The sequence below is a fragment of the Nostoc parmelioides FACHB-3921 genome (genome assembly GCF_014696625.1).
GTDB classification, from domain to species: Bacteria; Cyanobacteriota; Cyanobacteriia; order Cyanobacteriales; family Nostocaceae; genus Trichormus; species Trichormus parmelioides.
Map to the genome: position 1 here is coordinate 103,979 of NZ_JACJQL010000013.1, position 16,619 is coordinate 120,597.

A 16,619-nucleotide genomic window follows, 5' to 3' on the forward strand; every position below is an offset into this window, starting at 1 on the left:
TGAGATTCTTATCCTAACTTAGCGATCGCACTTTCCAACTCTTGCTCTAGTTTGCTGAGTTTTTCAGGAGAGTTGGTTTCTAGGTAAACACGTACCAAAGGTTCAGTACCAGAGGGACGCAGCAACACCCAGCTACCTTCTTCTAAATACAGCTTAATTCCGTCCTTACGTCCGACTTCCTTCACTTTAATTCCAGCTACCTCGGAAGGAGGATTTTTTGTAAAGGAGTCGATGACGGCGACTTTATGAGCTTCTGTTAAGTGTAAATCAAGACGGTTGTTGTACAAGGGGCCATCAGCTTCAGCGATCGCTTCCTTCACCAATTGACTGAGGGGCTTACCTTCATAGGCGATCGCTTCGGCAATCAGCATATCAGCTAAAACGCCGTCTTTTTCGGGAATATGCCCAATAATGCTTAAACCGCCTGATTCTTCACCACCAATCAGCACGGCGGTTTCCCGCATTTTTTCCCCAATGTATTTAAAACCTACGGCTGTCTCATAAATTTTCAAGCCGTATTTAGCGGCGAAATTATCCAGTAGGTGAGTTGTGGCTACAGTACGGACAATAGCGCCTGTTTTACCTTTGTTTTTGATTAAATGACGCGCCAGGACTAACAGCACAGTGTTGGGGGTGAGGACGTTACCTAGCTCATCCACAATACCAAAGCGATCGCTGTCGCCATCTGTCGCTAGTCCTAAATCTGCATGGTCGCGGCGGACAGCTTCGACTAATTCCACTAGCTGTTCTCCTTTTGGTTCAGGCATTCCACCACCAAATAGGACATCCCGCCAAGTGTGGAAACTTTCTAATTGCACCCCACTTTCTAGCAATACTTCATCTAAATAGCCACGGGATGTAGAATATAACGCATCATACTTGACTTTCAGTTGGGCGCTTTTAATTTTTTCTACATCTAGTAATGTGTAAATAAACTGGAGATAGTCTGGTTTGGGATCGAAAGTAGAAATTGACCCCGATGGCTTGCCACTTGGCAATTCATCCGATGCACTTTCAATGTTTGCCACAATAGTATCAGTAATTTCTGGAGTGGCAGGCCCAGCATAATCAGGGATATATTTAATTCCACAATAGGGTGCTGGATTATGACTAGCCGTAAACATCAATGCCCCTGCCGAATTCAGGTGACGGGCATTGTAAGCAATTACTGGTGTGGGGCAATCCCGATCAGTAACTTTGACATTCCAGCCCAAGTCAGCCAAGACTTGAGCTGCTGTCTCGGCAAACTGATCAGCTAAAAAACGAGTATCGTAGGCAATTAGAACTGGTCTATCTTTTGTGTAGGCTGTTTCCAGATAACTGGCGATCGCTCTTGTCACTTTTCGCACATTGGGAAAAGTGAAATCATCGGCAATAATGCCTCTCCATCCATCAGTACCAAATTTTATCTTGCTGGAATTGCTACTAGCGCTCATGTTTGCTACTGTCCCCCATCTATTTGACCACTATAGGAAGCTTCCCGCAAAGCGTGCGTAGTCGCAAGCATCCTTCACCGTATTTTTTCTCACTGCTCTTGACCAATGTCAACCCCCGATCGACTTTTTGTTAGTTATCACCTCTGGTCTTTAGTTGCCCCAGCTGTGGGGCAAGAACGTTGGCATTGCCAGATGAGACGGGGGTTTATCAAGGCGCGTCAAAACGAACCGCAAGTCAAAGCACTGCTAGGGAATGCTACTCCACCTCAGCGAATTGGGATACTAGCCCAAAAAGGTGTTTATGAGTTTCATCATAATCGACATTTGTTAACCCGTTCCGATGGAGTCGAGCAAGTCGCACAGTTGTTGAAACTAAGTAACTCCACAATGCAAGTTCAACAACGGGTGCTGCAAATTTTGAAAAAATACTATAATGCACCGTTATTATTAGGTAAAAAAATTCTGCAATTGACTCGTGGTGATGAAGGTTTCCCCAAGCCAATTTTAATCGAACAGAAAGATGACCGTTTTCGCTTATATGCAGCGATGGATTGCGTCTTTATCGAGTCTGATAATCATCACACCCTACATATTTTAGATTTCAAAACTGGTAAAGCAGCTTTTGATAAAAGACAAGCTTTAGTTTATTTATTAGCTGCTCATTACCTCTATCCAGGTAAAGAAGCTGTCGCCTCATTTTATAATTTAGAACTCTGCCAAGAATCAGAGTTAATTAGCCTTAAAAGAAATGAATTAGAAGATTTAAAGTTTGAGTTAATAAATATAGCCAAAAAACACCAAGACGACGTACAGCAGTATCAGGAAGAAACTAGAGATTTCAGTGAAATATTTCCACCCAATCCTGGTTATCACTGCCGTTTTTGTCCATTTCAATCAATTTGTGATTTTTCAGTTCAAGCGTCTCAATTTCAATCATTACCAATTATTAAAAATAATAGCTGATACTGTTTCTTGATTAAAATGCACTTTATTCTGTACTGTAGAGACGTTGTATGCAAAGTCTCTACATCATTTATTGCGAATTGCGAATTGGTTTTATGAATAGTAATAAGTAATCGATAATTCACCTGTTACCTATTACTTATTACCAGTGAATTTTACATCTTACCGTGCTGCATTACTTCTTGCAGATGATGACGAATTTCTTGTGCTTGCTCAATTTCAGACTGACGAAGTTTTTGGAATAAATCTACACAAGGTTGAGAGTTAGCAGCTTGTGCATCTTCTATGTAAGTTTCATAAGCTCTAACTGCTTCGGCTTTATTTTGCAACACGGTGAGAAAGTCATACTCTAAGTTGCTAATAGGTTCCTGAGAATGTCCATTACCTGTAGTCATTGATTCACCCTCCGTAAGTTTATAATTAATTTCTACTTAACCGTATACAGTCATTCATCCACCCAAAAGCGTAGAAAAAAGTACAGTTGTCATTAGTCATTAGTCATTAGTCATTAGTCAGTTGCTCCCCTGCTCCCCCTGCTTTCCTCAGTCTCCAGTTCGGCTAAATTAGAGTGCTAGGACTTAGTAGTGCTTTTTCTAATAGGGTTTTATATTCTTTATCTTTAATACGGTAAGCGCCGAATCTTTCTAGGTGGGGATTCATCATTTGCGCGTCAAACATGACAAATTCCCTTTGGCGTAATCTTTCTACTAATTTCACCATCGCTACTTTAGAGCCTTCAGGAATGCGGTAAAACATCGATTCACCTATAAAAGCACCGCCAATGACAATACCTAAAATCCCGCCTGCTAGTTCGTCCCCTTGCCATGTTTCAAAACTGTAGGCGTAACCCGTCTGGTGTAGTAACCAGTAAATTTCTTGCAATTCCTGAGAAATCCAAGTGCTTTCTCTGTTAGCACAACCAGCCACTACAGCTGCAAAATCGCGGTTAATTGCCACTGTAAACCTTTCTTGGTTTAAAACACGCTGTAAAGACTTAGGATAGCGAAATCGCTCATCTAAGGGAATCAAAGTGCGATCGCGGCTTCCATACCATCCCAGGCAATCACTGTCATCAGCCATGAGAAAATAGCCTTGAGCGTAGCCTTGAATAATAGAGGCGATATCATATTGCATAGATAAAACTAAAAATAAAAAATATCAGAGGAACGCGCTCTGATGTTGTTACTCATACTTGGCGCTCCTCTGCACTCTCCATAATATTCCTCTGCGGTGAAAAACAGATGACACAACCGATACCACCTATCACCCTACCACCGGCCGCAAATCCTAACCTCGAAGGTCAATGGTTGCAAGAGTCTTTACTAAGCTGGCTCGATAGAGAATTTATTCCCGAAGCCGTCAATCAAAAGATTGCTCAACGTGCAGCACAAATCTTTGTTCGCCAAAGAATGGAAGGCGAGAATGACCTTGGTTCTCTAGTGATTGCTATTGTCACAGAGATGCAGGCCTTTGATTTTTCTAAAAGCTTTTATGGAGAGTTTGCGATCGCTAACGCCGTCAGCGATCTACTCTTAGAGAGTCTAGGTATAGACCATTGTTGTGGGCAATAAATCCAGTCTATAGTCAAGAGTCCATAGTCAATAGTATGAAACTGTTGACCGTTGACCCTTACGGGTTCGATAGTTGCTTTCCGACGCAAGGCGACAGGAACGCACTATCTCACTGTTGACCGTTGACTGTTGACTACCAGCTAGACTTAACAACTCCGGGTAAAAGACCTTCGTGCGCCCATTCCCGCAGGACGTTCCGAGATAGCCCAAAGTCACGATAAACACCTCTAGGACGACCAGTTACCCAGCAACGGTTACGGCGACGATTAGGCGCACTGTTACGGGGTAACTGTTGGATTTGTCGGTGAATTTCTAACTTCTCTAGAGGAGATTCTGTAGTTCTGAACTCGTCTAGGAGAGCTTCCCGCTTTGCAGAATACTTTTCTACCAACTTAGCGCGTTTTTTCTCGCGCTCAATCATACTCTTTTTTGCCATAAATTAATTCAACAATTTTGACAGCATTTTCCATTCTACATTTACTAAAGGCTAATCGCCTCTATTTTTGTGTGACTTACTGATGAAAAGTAAAATCAAGGGTATGGGGGTATGGAGGTGTAAGGGTATAGGGGAAGTAACTAATGACTATTGACTATTGACTAATGACTATTGACTGTTTTCGTGGCAGATGGGCATAAATCCGCCAATTCGCAAGCCTCACATACAGGAGAACGGGCTTTACAGACAGCGCGACCGTGATAAATGAGCCGAATTGACCAATTTTCCCAATCGGGTTGGGGCAGCAATTTCATTAAATCTTGTTCAATGTGAACGGGATCTGGATATTTAGTTAAACCCAGGCGTTGGCTGAGGCGCTTCACATGGGTGTCTACTGTTACCCCTGCATTGATGCCATAAGCATGAGCTAAAACCACATTTGCGGTCTTCCGCGCCACACCAGGCAGTTTTAACAACTGCTCCATTGTATTGGGAACTACAGAGTTATACTCACTAACAATCATGCGACAGGCGGCTTGAATATTTTTGGCTTTATTGCGATAAAACCCTGTCGAACGTACCAAGTTTTCTAACTCTGTTAAATCAGCATTCGCTAAACTAGGCGCATCCGGAAAGCGGCTAAATAAAGCTGGTGTGACTAAATTCACTCGCTCATCTGTACACTGGGCTGAGAGAATAGTTGCCACTAGCAGTTGTACTGTTGTGGTGTAATTTAAAGAGCAGGTGGCATCGGGATAAAGACGCTTCAGGCGAGAGAGAATTTCTAACGCCCGTTGCTTTTTAGAAAGTGATTTACGGGTAGTAGTACTCACTGGAACAATTTCTGCACCCACTCCAATTGGGTAGTTAACTGGGTGGTCTCTTTCACAATCAGAAAAATTCCCAGCCCTAAGAGTAATACCAGACCAGTCTGCATTACACCTTCTTGAATCCGGTTAGGTAAGGGTTTACCGCGTAAACCTTCAATGAGTAAAAACGCTAATTGTCCACCGTCCAAAGCCGGGAGCGGCAGAATATTGATGACTGCTAAGTTGATGCTAATTAACGCGGCAAAGAAGAACAAACTAGCTGTATCGTTTTGAGCGATATTAGCGCCAATTTCCACAATTTTGATGGGGCCTGCAACTTGACTGGCTGTTTCACCAAAATTAGTAACTAGTTGCCCAAAGCCTTTAAAGGTCATGACAACGATGCGTTGAAATTCGCTAGCGCCAACGCTGAAAGCTTTGATGAGACTCACTGGACGGCGTTCTACTTTGCCGTTAGGTGCAAGCCCAATACCAATACTTCCCCCGGCTGGTTTGGCTTCGGGAATAACATTAACTGATAGCCTTTCGTCTCCACGAGCAACTGTGAGTTGAATAGACTTACCAGGGCTATTTTTAATGATGTCTCTTAAAGCTTCAATTTCTTGTAAGGAAGTGCCAAATTCTTGCTTATTAGCCGAGAGAATCACATCTCCTGGTTTCAGTCCAGCGTTGGTAGCAACAGCACTCACTTCTGGCGCTAACTGTTGGATTGAAACCCCTGGCTGACTGGCTTGCCCAATACCAACAAAGCCCACCTGGGCTACTAGGAGCATATAAGCGAAAATTAAATTAGCGATGACACCTGCACTGATAACGATCGCCCGATCTAAAATGGGACGGTTACGCAGCAAATTCGGGTCATTGGGGGGAATATCGCTATCGGGGTCATCATCGGGAAAGCCGACAAATCCACCCAAAGGAAAAGCCCGAATAGCATACTCAGTTTCTGCACCTTGGTACTTCCACAGAACAGGCCCAAATCCTAACGAAAAGCGGTTCACATGAATACCTTGAGAACGCGCGGCGACAAAATGCCCCAACTCGTGTACCAAGATTAATACCGCCAAGACTGCGATCGCTGCTAAAACTGACATAGAGCAAATTAATCAAAATATTCCGATATATATTGTTATTGTAGTGGTTTAGAAAACCGATGCTGAGACTCAAAGCGTCCTACAGTAGAAAACCTTAGAAAGAGGGTTAGTTAAGTTAACAACCGAATCCTCGACCCCTGTTGAGTTTTATCTACCTCAATTCTGGCTTGAAACGCTTCCTTGAGGTGGGGCATATGGGTAACGGTGAGGATGCAGGCGAAATCGTTGGCGATCGCATTAATGGCAGCAATGAGGCGATCGCATCCTTCAGCATCTTGTGTGCCAAAACCTTCGTCTACAATCAATAGTTGCAATGCGGCTCCGGCTCTTTGGGCTAATAGTTTCGCCAAAGCTAAACGAATGGCAAAGTTAATTCTGAAGGCTTCCCCACCGGAGTAGGTTTCATAAGCTCTTGTACCTCTGGCATCGGCAATGAGAATATCTAAGGTATCTATGAGTTTGGCATTTTTCTTGGTAGATTTACTGCCTTTGCCTGCTCTTTGGGTAATAAATTGTACGTGCAGTTGATTCGCACTCAGCCTGGATAAAAGTTGATTTGTCTCTGCTTCCAGTTGGGGTAACACGTTCTCAATCATCAAAGCTTGGATACCATTTTTACCAAACGCCTGAGCTAATTCCTGATATACCCGATATTGTTGCTTACAAGTTTGGTATTGTTGCTGCTGCTCCTCATATTGAGTTTGCAGTGTTTCTAACTGATGGGCTAACTGTTCTAAACGTCCTAATTGGGTGATGCTTTCGTCTAGTTGTCGTCGTCTCGTTGCTAACTGTTGTTCTAAAGCTTGAATTTGCTCCCTGGGGTTAGCAGCTTGGGCTAACTGCTCCACAAGACTATCGATTTGGGTGGCGAGTTGTTGTCTTTCGTGTAATCTCGCCAGCTTAGAGGCTTCCAAATCTTGCAATCTGCCCTGGAGTTGGGGATACTGTTGCTGGGCTGACAAAAGCTGCTGGTAACGCAACTGCCAAGCTTGGGACTGACGCACCGCGAGACGCAGGTTGTTATGCTGCTCAGAACTATAACCAAGTTCTGTGATTTGCTCCTCAAGGGCTGCGATTTGTTGAGCATCTTCAGAATCAGTTTGCTCTTGCTGGATTCTGGTTTGTAGTTGGGTAATTTGGGCTTGTAATTCTGGTTTGCGGGCTGCGAGTGTCGCTAGGCGTTTACTAGCATCTTTGATTTGCCCTTGCTTAATTTCTGCCCATCGCCACCGTTCTACTTCGCTACGAGCCAGGGCATGGTCTTGCTCATTGTAATTTAATTGTTGCAGATGTTGTTCTAGTTGCCGCAATTCGGCTTGTTGATCAAGGGCGAAATCACCGACTTGCAGCGATCGCTCTAAGTGTTGCTTTTCGGCAGCCAATTGTTGTAACTGTTGTTCTGCATCGCTGGTAGATTGCAGTTGGGCGGCTAATTGTCCTCTCTGTTCTCGTAAAGCATCGTAAGCATTTAATTTTTGGGATATTTCCCGATATTCTTGCCGCAATACCTGAATTTCTCTATCGGATACCGCCATCTGCTCACGAAACACCCACAATTGCCCCTCAGTCTCCTTATACTCATCTTTGGTTTTATCTACTACCCGATTCCAATGATGCTCATCTAAAGGACGTTCGCACAAAGGACAAATAGCGTCGGGGGTGCGGAGCATTTGCAATTTCTGCTCCATTTCTCCCAATAATCTCTCATATTCCCGTTGTTGGGCTTGCAGTCGTTCTATAAAATTCCGTCTTTCATGGCCTTTTTCTTGCACCCGTTGCAAATAAACCCGGTCTTTCTCCATTTGATCAATTTGCATCGCCACTTCCATCACTGCTTGTTGCAGTTGGGGTTGGCGTTGGGAGGCTCGTTGCAGTTGATTCTCTGTTGCTTGTAGTTGTTCGAGCCTGGCGACTAACCCCGCATGAACCCGGTCTAAATGACTTTGTAGACGTTGGCGCTGTTGTAACAAGGGGGAAACCTGCATTTGCAGTTCATCCAGGTGCGCTAGATGGCGACGGGCGGCGGCGAGTTGGGCTAAGGCGGCTTCTATTTCCCCCGATTTACTCAAGGTGTGCTGAATTTCTTGCTCTTGTTGTTTTAAAGCTTCCAATTGTCCTTGGACTTGTTGGAGTTGTCTTTCCAGTTCGTGAATTTGTTTAGTTAACTGTTGTTGCTTTTGTTGACGTAGGGCTGTGGCGCGGGTGTGTTCGTCAAATTTGACGGCAAATGCTTCTTCTTGAGATTGCAGACGTTGGTAGTGGCTGTAACCATTGTGAATCTCCTCTTCCCGATGCAAGATAGCTTCTAACTCAGCTAACTGTGTTTTGACTGCTGATTGCTCTTGTTGGAGGCGATCGCTATCTTGTGTCAAATTTTGGTATTGTTGCCTGATAAAATTTAACTGCTGTTCGCTATTTTGCCTCTGGTGTTGAATCACCTGCAAACTCTGCAACTGAATCGTCTCAAAAGCTTGTATCTGTTGCAGTTGGTTAACTTCCGCTTCTAATTCTGCCCTTTGGGCTTTGGTGTTTTCCCGTTGTTGTAACTGAGTTTTAATCGATTCCAAAGAACGCTCTAATTCTTCCGCCCTCACTTTAAATTGACGCGATGAATCTTTGGCTCGTTCTTCCAATTCATCATATTGATTGAGCTTCAACAACTCCGCCAAAATTTCCTTACGTTCGCTTGGACGTTTGAGCATAAACTCATCTGCTCGTCCTTGACGTAGATAAGCAGAGTTAATAAAAGTATCGTAATCAAGCTTTATGTGTTCTAAAATCAAATCCTGGGTGGCTCGGACACCTTTACCAGTAATAGCCCGGAAGCCAGAGGGTGTTTCGATTTGAAATTCCAAAACCCCAGATGCACCCCGAATTCTACTGCGAATTACGCGATATTTTTGCTGATTATTTTGAAAAGTAAAATCAACCCGGACTTCTTTTTCACCAGAATTGATCACATCATCTTCAGCCGCCGCCCGACTTTCACCCCATAGCGCCCACGTGATGGCTTCGAGGAGAGATGATTTACCTGCTCCATTGGCACCACAAATACAAGCCGTATGCAAACCACGAAAATCTAAAGTTGCATCACGGTAACTCAGAAAATTTTTCAGGACAAGTTGTACTGGAATCATTGAGGCTATAGCGCCACATCTACATTTTATTAACTAGCAGTACAGATGCACTCTTGTTAGTTTAACTAGGTAAATATCAGGTTTCTAGTTTTAAAGTCCGTAATTTTACGAAAATTAACATTATTATGAGTAAGTTTTTCTGATCTTGCAAAATATTTTCCTTATGCACCGAGAAAAAGAGAAATCAGTTAGGACTTACGCACCCAGTTTGTCTTTTGAGACTGGGTGTAAGGGGGTAAAGATATAGGGGTGTAAATGTTGAAAACCCCTACACCCCTACACCCTTGATTTTTAGTTTTCAGATATAAGTCCTATCACTAAAAGGCTATTTTCTCTTTTCACAATTAATGAAAGTACGGCAATAATAAAAGAATGTTTGTCATCAACATTCTCACAACTCTGACACCATTTCATTTTTTGGATGATACAAATACATCGGTAGTAGCGTATAGCTCTACACCCCTGCAACACATCCAATATGTATCAGAATTTCTGTGAAAGGGGATAATACTAGCCATTAATCAGTGGCTAAAATAAGCTTTTTGAAATTGACTAGTCTAGCTTGTGAAGACACTGATACATTATGAAGTTGAGCATAGAACAAAGTTAGATTTCTCTTTATTACCCTGGCAAGTCTATGTTGCTCCACAAAAGACAAATTGTGTTAATTTTGGCTTGGCTAGTGCTGATTTTTACTCAGGCAATAGCTATATACCAGGGTGAGCCTTATATTTCTTCTTGCTTTCCCGTATCTAGATTAGCGATCGCGCTCACCTTTTGGCTAGAACTAATTGCCATCATTATCACAGGTATTGCTTTTATCCTCACAGCCACCAAGCAAGATGTCACTGAACATCCGCACCCAGAAGACAAACTGCATAGCCACCAGCAAAAATTATCTACACTACCAGAAGTTACCGACGATATTACAGCCTTTAAACAAACGCAAGCAACCCTACAAAGTAATCAAAATTTAATCCACACTGTTCTAGAAAATATTCCCAATGGTGGCGTTTTCCTGTTTGACCAAAATTTACGCTTTATCTTGGCAGCAGGCTTAGGGTTAGGGGTGGTGGGAATTACTAAAGCTGATATAGAAGGTAAAACAATTTGGGAAGCACTCCCCCCAGAAACTTCTTCTAAGGTTGAGTTACCCTATCGCCAAGCATTTGCAGGCATCAGCTCCCGTTTTGAAGCACCCTATGGACATCGCGTTTATGAAGTCCATGTTTTACCTGTGAGGAATGATGATGGTGAGATTTTTGCGGGAATGACCATTACCCAGGAAATCACAGAGCGTAAACAATCTGAATTGGCTTTGCAAGATGCCCTACAACTGTTAAATCTACACATAGATACTACTCCTTTGGCAGTAGTGCAGTGGGATTGCAACTTTTGCGTTACCCGTTGGTCATCGGCTGCTGAAAAAATCTTTGGCTGGCTGGCAGAGGAAGTAATAGGAAAATACATTCAAGATCTGCATATAGTTTATGAGGAAGATATTACAGCAGTCGCAGAGGTGAGCGATCGCCTCCTCAGTGGCCAAGAAGCGCAAATTATCCAATACAATCGCAACTATACCAAAGATGGCAGAGTCATTTATTGCGAATGGTACAACTCCAGCATTACTAATGAAGAAGGTAGTGTTACCTCTGTGCTATCACTAGTGTTAGATGTAACAGAGCGCATACAAGCAGAAAAAGCACTACGCCAAAGCGAATTAATGGTAACTGAAGAGCGGGCGCAAGCTTTAGAACGAGAACGGGCAGCTCGTATAGAACTGGAAAGAGCCAGTCGTATGAAAGATGAATTTTTAGCGATAGTTTCCCATGAATTGCGATCGCCCCTCAATGGTATTTTAGGTTGGTCGCGCCTGCTCCGCACCCGCAAACTGTCACCAGAAAAAATTGAACAAGCTTTAGAATCCATTGAGCGCAATGCTCAAGCCCAAACTCAATTAATTGAAGACTTACTCGATATTTCCCGGATTATTCGCGGTAACATTCGCTTACTTGTGCGCCCCACAAAGCTGATTCCCGTAATTCAAGCCGCACTAGATACCGTCCGCCCAATTGCCAATACCAAATCAATCCAAATTATATCTCGCCTGAATTTTGATATTGGTTTAGTTTCTGCCGACCCAGAACGTTTACAGCAAGTGATTTGGAACCTACTTTCCAATGCAGTCAAGTTTACTCCTGAAGGTGGACGGGTAGAAATTTGCCTAGAACAAGTAGAGACTAATGTGCAGATTCAGGTAATTGACACAGGTACAGGCATCAGTCCTGAGTTTTTGCCTTATGTGTTTGACCGTTTCCGCCAAGCAGATGCTACCACAACCAGAAATCAAGGAGGACTGGGTTTAGGTCTGGCGATCGTGCGTAATCTCGTTGAGCTTCACAATGGTAAAGTTTCAGTTTCTAGCCCAGGAGAAGGACAAGGAGCCACATTTACAGTCCAACTCCCAATCTTACCCACTTCCACCGCAATCACTCTAGAAGAACCCTTGATTCAAAGACAGACAGCCTGGGATACTAAAGTCCAAATCAGAGGACTAAAAATCTTAGCAGTTGATGATGAACCAGATACTAGAGAATTTCTCAAAACCGCCTTAGAGCAATACGGAGCAATTGTGACAACCGCAGCCTCCACCCGTGAAGCTTTAAAACTGTTGCAATTAGTGAAGCCTGATGTGCTATTAAGTGATATTGGGATGCCAAATGAAGATGGCTACGCTCTAATTCGGCAAATTCGAGCGCTATCATCAGAACAAGGGGGAAATGTACCAGCCGCCGCCCTTACTGCTTACACCAGACAAAGCGATCGCCTCCAAGCTCTAACCGCCGGATTTCAAATTCATATATCCAAACCAATTGAGCCAATCCAGTTATTAAAGATTGTTGCCACCCTGGCTGCCAACAACTCGAATTAAAAGGAAGCCGGAGAGGAAATGAATTCAGCCCACAAAATTCACAAATAATAACCCCCCACCCCTGGGGAATATGCCCAAAGAACGGTTTAAACAGAGTAAGAAACAATCTCAGTAAAACCTCGTCAAGAAATACATAATTGCAGAAACCCAAAACTATTATGACTCGCTTGAATCACTGGAAATCTGGAGCCGCCGCACTCATGGCATTAACAGTCACAACAGGAACTGTTGCCCCAATCATTGCCTTTGCACCGGCTGCTAATGCCCAATTCATTGGTCAAAATCGGAGAGTTTCTATTCCTGCTGGAGTGACTTTTCCTGTTACCTACGATAAAGAGCAAGTAGTTGTGAGTCGTGGAGAAACTATATCTTTAACTCTAAAAATAGCTAACAATATTATCGACAATAACAGGAACGTTTTGATTCCTGCGGGAACTGAAGTTGTGGGACAACTAGAACCCGTATATTTCAACGGCAATTTTTCCCAAGACAGAAACGACCAAAGTAATGTCAGAGGTGTAAGGTTTGTTGCCAGAGAATTAATATTTCCTTCTGGCAATAGACAGTCAATCAGTGCCAATTCTCAAACTGTTACTAGACTAGAAAAAATCAGCAGAAATGATTCTGGCAAAATATTAACTGATGCTGCTATTGGTGCAGGTGCTGCCACAGCAATTTCTTTGATTACAGGTAATCGCCGAATTGAAATTTTGGAACCTGTAGGTGGTGCAGCAGCAGGCGCTTTAGCTAGTGTATTATTACGCAAAAAAGAAGCTGAAGTCTTTGTGGTTCGACCAGAACAAGATTTGCGACTAGCCCTGAGTTCTAACTTGACAGTGGATGTTTTCCGCTAGTTAGTTTCCTGAAGATTTAATAGTGAATTTCATCATTCCTCTTTTAGCGATCGCTTCTTGGACTATATGTAGGCGATCGCTTAATTTTTTCCTCCCAAAATTCAACTTTTAGGTATAGCCGTAGCCAGATAGATCAGGACATCAAGCTAATATCAAACACTGACAACACAAAGCTTTCAAGTCCGTCAACTGTCAACAGTTAACCGTCAACAGCTATACATCAGCCGCCAAATAAATGAAGATATAGGCTGGCTAATCATAAATCACCAGTAATAGCACTATTCCTAAATATCTAATACTTGTGATATAGCTATTTTGATTATTTTTGATTTTAACAACCTCATCCATTTTATACAGAAAAAAAGGAACTTTTTAGTTATTAATACGGTCTAAATAATTAACAAGACAAACAAATAATTGAGTAGGTTAAGAAACTGTATGTTTAATTTAACTCGTTGGCAATCTGGCACATCTGCGCTCATGGCTTTGAGCATCACAGCAGGAACTGTCGCACCTTTTTTAGTAGCATCTCCATCTTTCGCTCAAACTACTTTTTCTGATGTTTCCTCGAACTACTGGGCTGCACAGTTTATTCAACAATTGTCCCAGCGAGGCATTATTGCTGGTTTCCCTGATGGTTCATTCCGTCCAGAAGAACCAGTAACGCGCGCTCAATTTGCGGCGATGGTCAATAAAGCTTTTCAAAAAGCACCAGAACGGCAAGCAATTAATTTTGTTGATGTCCCCAGCAACTATTGGGCATCTAGCGCCATTCGGCAAGCCTATACCATTGGTTTCCTCTCAGGATACCCCGGCAATCGTTTTGAGCCTAACCAAGCTATTCCCCGCCAGCAGGTTTTGGTTTCCCTCGCCAACGGTCTGGAATATATTCCCAGTGGTAACGTTGAAAGTACTCTGCAATACTTTAACGACGCTGTTAAAGTTGCTGGCTATGCTCGTAGTCCCATAGCCGCCGCCACTGAGCAGAAAATTGTGGTGAATTATCCCAACGCCAACTTTTTAAATCCCACAGCAACAGCTACAAGGGCGCAGGTAGCAGCTTTTATCTACCAAGCATTAGTTAGTTCTAATCAAGCCTCAGCAATCACCTCGCCCTATATTGTGGCTACTCAAGCTAATACCCCCAGAACGCCTACTGCTGTCACCATTCCTCAAGGGACTGTGATTTCAGTCAAGTACGACAAGGCGGAGAAAATCCTCGTAACAAAGGATGAAACTGCACCTTTGACCCTTACCGTAGACGAAAACGTAGTTACTCAAGCGGGTACTGTGGTAATTCCGGCTGGTAGCCAGGTAGTCGGGGAACTGAAGCCGGCTCAAGGCGGTTCCCAATTCGTGGCTCAAAAACTCGTTTTAACTACAGGTCAAGAGTATCAACTGAATGCAACTTCAGAAGTCATTAACAAAACCGAAACTGTCAGAAAGGGTGCTAGCACAGGCACAATTATTAAGAATACCGTCCTGGGTGCAGGTGCCGCCGCCGCCGTCTCTGCTGTCACAGGCGATCGCGCTATCGCTACCGAAGAAGTTTTAGGGGGTGCTGCCATTGGCGGATTAATCAGCTTGTTTTTCGGCAGAAATAGTGTTGACTTAATCGCTATCGACCCAGACACCGATTTACAAATGACCATTAACCAAAACCTACTGGTTTCATTGAGATAGTCAACCCCTGCTTGTAATTCCTAATTAATAACAACACTAATTTATTAATTACGAATTACTTTGACTCATCGGTAACCAAATAATAAACGTCGTTCCTGGTGTATTGGGTGAGGTTAATTTAGAGTTAATTGCCGGGCTGAAAATTTCAATTTCGCCCTGCATTTGCTCAATTAATTGTTTAGCGATCGCCAATCCTAAGCCTGTACCAGGAATTTCTGTTTGGGCTTGTACGCCTCGGTAATGTCTTTCACCTAAATGGACTAAATCTTCTTGAGGAATACCAGGGCCATTATCACTAATCGCAATGCCTTGGAAGTTCAGTTTTTCTTGCCCGGCTTGAATATAAATCTTGCCACCTTGCGGTGTGTATTTTAAAGCATTATCAATGATATTACTCAACACTTCTTGCAAAGCTTTAATATTCACCCTCACTAATGGCAAATCTTGAGAAATATCTGCTTTTAACTTGATATGTCTGTCTTGGGCGATCGCTTTGGCTGACATGAGTAATGGTGTTAATAAATCAACTACAGCACAATCAGTTAATTGCTCTCCCGTCCCCGGTAATAATAACGCTGGTTTGGCTTCTTTTTGGACGGTGGCTTCGACAAATCCCTCTTTTTCTGGTAACACTAGCCTAGATAAATCCGCCTCTGTCCAATCAATCACTTGCTCAAATTTTTGTAGCAATTCTTTGAGGCGATCGCTCTCCCTAACAATATTCTCGCCCACATCTCGATTTGGATCACCAGGGCGCAATCTTTTCAAGAGAAGTTTACCAAAAGTGCGTAAGGCAGTTAAGGGATTACGAAACTGATGTAATAGATTATCGAGTAAATCTTGCTGTTGTTCTTGCAGAATTTGTTGTTGATGCAGTTGGTGTTGCAACCATGCTCGACGCTGATCCAAAATACAAGCGATCGCCAGTGTTTGTCCAACTTTCTGCACTTGGCTTTGCTCTTGTTCGTTCCAGGGGCGATCGTCTCTACTCGTTACCAATAATCCCATCATCACACCCTCATGCACCAGAGGTAAAACTATTTGGCGTTCATCTAACAAGTAATCATTACCAAAAGGCGATGACGTTCCACCTACTGTAGGCGCTCTCCCCGACTCCGGTGTTTCTTCGGCTGGCGCTACAGTCAATAATTTTCCCTGTTGTTGAGGTAGCAACAGCACATCACCCACTTGTAATTGTTTACGTGCATTCACCTCAGCAATTTCTTCTCCTGGTAGTATAACTGCTGTTTCTGGATAAACAACCACAGGAATCAGTTTCGCCTCCCCTGTCGGCGACTCTATCAATTCTTGGGTTAGATAAACTACACTTAAAGAAGCTCCTAGCCCTTGGGTAAGTAGTGCTATTTGCTCTCGACATAGAGCCACAAAATCTGAACTGGCAGACATTAACATTTTTCAGCTCTTGCTCAGGATCACGGTTTTTGAGGGAAGATAAGAGAAGATACTTTATTTTCCTCAGTTATTTAATAAAGCTTAACTAAATCTTTCGAGTAATGGTTTTTCTCAAGGAGTGATGTACCAATTAGCTTTTGATTTATCTACCGTCAATAGTAATATCTTTGTTGTATCTAAAGTTTAAAAACTATTGATCTTTTGAACTAGAACTTATATAATTACGACGGATTTTGTAGCTATCACTACAATCTATAGCTTGAAAGAGGA

At 43.0% G+C, this 16,619-nt stretch carries 13 protein-coding genes; 5 read left to right on the forward strand and 8 right to left on the reverse strand.

Annotated elements, in window-relative coordinates:
- Positions 1-8: 8 nt before the first annotated feature.
- Complete coding sequence (locus tag H6G14_RS11670) at positions 9-1,436, reverse strand: phosphoglucomutase/phosphomannomutase family protein (protein WP_190567575.1); 1,428 nt, start codon at positions 1,434-1,436, stop codon at positions 9-11.
- Positions 1,437-1,541: 105 nt separating this feature from the next.
- Between H6G14_RS11670 and H6G14_RS11675 the strand changes: the two genes are divergently transcribed.
- Positions 1,542-2,399, forward strand: coding sequence for a PD-(D/E)XK nuclease family protein (locus H6G14_RS11675; protein ID WP_190567576.1), 858 nt, complete (start codon positions 1,542-1,544; stop codon positions 2,397-2,399).
- Positions 2,400-2,554: 155 nt separating this feature from the next.
- Here the strand turns inward: H6G14_RS11675 and H6G14_RS11680 are convergent, their stop codons facing one another.
- Both H6G14_RS11680 and aat read right to left on the reverse strand, forming a co-directional pair.
- Positions 2,555-2,794 carry a hypothetical protein gene (locus H6G14_RS11680; RefSeq protein ID WP_044522014.1) on the reverse strand — a complete coding sequence of 80 codons (240 nt, stop codon included), beginning with the start codon at positions 2,792-2,794 and terminating at the stop codon, positions 2,555-2,557.
- A gap of 163 nt (positions 2,795-2,957) precedes the next feature.
- Positions 2,958-3,533, reverse strand: a complete 576-nt coding sequence (gene aat, locus H6G14_RS11685) for a leucyl/phenylalanyl-tRNA--protein transferase (RefSeq protein ID WP_190567577.1) — start codon at positions 3,531-3,533, stop codon at positions 2,958-2,960.
- A gap of 107 nt (positions 3,534-3,640) precedes the next feature.
- Here aat and H6G14_RS11690 point away from each other — a divergent pair, with 107 nt between their 5' ends.
- Positions 3,641-3,970 carry a hypothetical protein gene (locus H6G14_RS11690; protein ID WP_011318537.1) on the forward strand — a complete coding sequence of 110 codons (330 nt, stop codon included), beginning with the start codon at positions 3,641-3,643 and terminating at the stop codon, positions 3,968-3,970.
- A 133-nt stretch (positions 3,971-4,103) separates the two neighbouring features.
- Here H6G14_RS11690 and rpsN read toward each other — a convergent pair whose 3' ends face one another.
- From rpsN to sbcC, 4 genes are all read right to left on the reverse strand, one after another.
- Positions 4,104-4,406 carry a 30S ribosomal protein S14 gene (gene rpsN / locus H6G14_RS11695; protein WP_190567578.1) on the reverse strand — a complete coding sequence of 101 codons (303 nt, stop codon included), beginning with the start codon at positions 4,404-4,406 and terminating at the stop codon, positions 4,104-4,106.
- Positions 4,407-4,567: 161 nt separating this feature from the next.
- Positions 4,568-5,239 (reverse strand): endonuclease III, encoded by a 672-nt coding sequence (nth, locus tag H6G14_RS11700; RefSeq protein WP_338421190.1) that lies wholly within the window; start codon positions 5,237-5,239, stop codon positions 4,568-4,570.
- Positions 5,236-6,330 (reverse strand): RIP metalloprotease RseP, encoded by a 1,095-nt coding sequence (rseP, locus tag H6G14_RS11705; RefSeq protein WP_190567580.1) that lies wholly within the window; start codon positions 6,328-6,330, stop codon positions 5,236-5,238. The genes nth and rseP overlap by 4 nt, the downstream gene beginning before the upstream one ends.
- Positions 6,331-6,440: 110 nt before the next feature.
- Complete coding sequence (gene sbcC / locus H6G14_RS11710) at positions 6,441-9,467, reverse strand: exonuclease subunit SbcC (protein ID WP_190567581.1); 3,027 nt, start codon at positions 9,465-9,467, stop codon at positions 6,441-6,443.
- A 637-nt stretch (positions 9,468-10,104) separates the two neighbouring features.
- Here sbcC and H6G14_RS11715 point away from each other — a divergent pair.
- From H6G14_RS11715 to H6G14_RS11725, 3 genes are all read left to right on the forward strand, one after another.
- On the forward strand, positions 10,105-12,399 hold the full coding sequence (locus H6G14_RS11715; RefSeq protein WP_242053409.1) for a PAS domain-containing hybrid sensor histidine kinase/response regulator: 2,295 nt from the start codon (positions 10,105-10,107) through the stop codon (positions 12,397-12,399).
- Positions 12,400-12,557: 158 nt separating this feature from the next.
- Positions 12,558-13,253 carry a conjugal transfer protein TrbI gene (locus tag H6G14_RS11720; RefSeq protein ID WP_190567582.1) on the forward strand — a complete coding sequence of 232 codons (696 nt, stop codon included), beginning with the start codon at positions 12,558-12,560 and terminating at the stop codon, positions 13,251-13,253.
- 438 nt (positions 13,254-13,691) lie between these two features.
- The gene (locus tag H6G14_RS11725) at positions 13,692-14,936 is read left to right on the forward strand and encodes an S-layer homology domain-containing protein (RefSeq protein WP_190567583.1); all 1,245 of its coding nucleotides are present in this window, start codon (positions 13,692-13,694) and stop codon (positions 14,934-14,936) included.
- 48 nt (positions 14,937-14,984) lie between these two features.
- Here H6G14_RS11725 and H6G14_RS11730 read toward each other — a convergent pair whose 3' ends face one another.
- Positions 14,985-16,349: a GAF domain-containing sensor histidine kinase gene (locus H6G14_RS11730; protein ID WP_190567584.1), complete on the reverse strand. Its 1,365-nt coding sequence runs from the start codon at positions 16,347-16,349 to the stop codon at positions 14,985-14,987.
- Positions 16,350-16,619 lie beyond the last annotated feature (270 nt).

Coding starts and splice junctions, on each gene's coding strand:
- H6G14_RS11690 (WP_011318537.1), top strand. CDS start 3,641: ATGACACAACCGATACCACCTATCACCCTACCACCGGCCGCAAATCCT.
- aat (WP_190567577.1), bottom strand. CDS start 3,533: ATGCAATATGATATCGCCTCTATTATTCAAGGCTACGCTCAAGGCTAT.
- H6G14_RS11725 (WP_190567583.1), top strand. CDS start 13,692: ATGTTTAATTTAACTCGTTGGCAATCTGGCACATCTGCGCTCATGGCT.
- rpsN (WP_190567578.1), bottom strand. CDS start 4,406: ATGGCAAAAAAGAGTATGATTGAGCGCGAGAAAAAACGCGCTAAGTTG.
- sbcC (WP_190567581.1), bottom strand. CDS start 9,467: ATGATTCCAGTACAACTTGTCCTGAAAAATTTTCTGAGTTACCGTGAT.
- rseP (WP_190567580.1), bottom strand. CDS start 6,330: ATGTCAGTTTTAGCAGCGATCGCAGTCTTGGCGGTATTAATCTTGGTA.
- H6G14_RS11720 (WP_190567582.1), top strand. CDS start 12,558: ATGACTCGCTTGAATCACTGGAAATCTGGAGCCGCCGCACTCATGGCA.
- H6G14_RS11680 (WP_044522014.1), bottom strand. CDS start 2,794: ATGACTACAGGTAATGGACATTCTCAGGAACCTATTAGCAACTTAGAG.
- H6G14_RS11670 (WP_190567575.1), bottom strand. CDS start 1,436: ATGAGCGCTAGTAGCAATTCCAGCAAGATAAAATTTGGTACTGATGGA.
- H6G14_RS11675 (WP_190567576.1), top strand. CDS start 1,542: ATGTCAACCCCCGATCGACTTTTTGTTAGTTATCACCTCTGGTCTTTA.
- H6G14_RS11730 (WP_190567584.1), bottom strand. CDS start 16,349: ATGTTAATGTCTGCCAGTTCAGATTTTGTGGCTCTATGTCGAGAGCAA.
- H6G14_RS11715 (WP_242053409.1), top strand. CDS start 10,105: ATGTTGCTCCACAAAAGACAAATTGTGTTAATTTTGGCTTGGCTAGTG.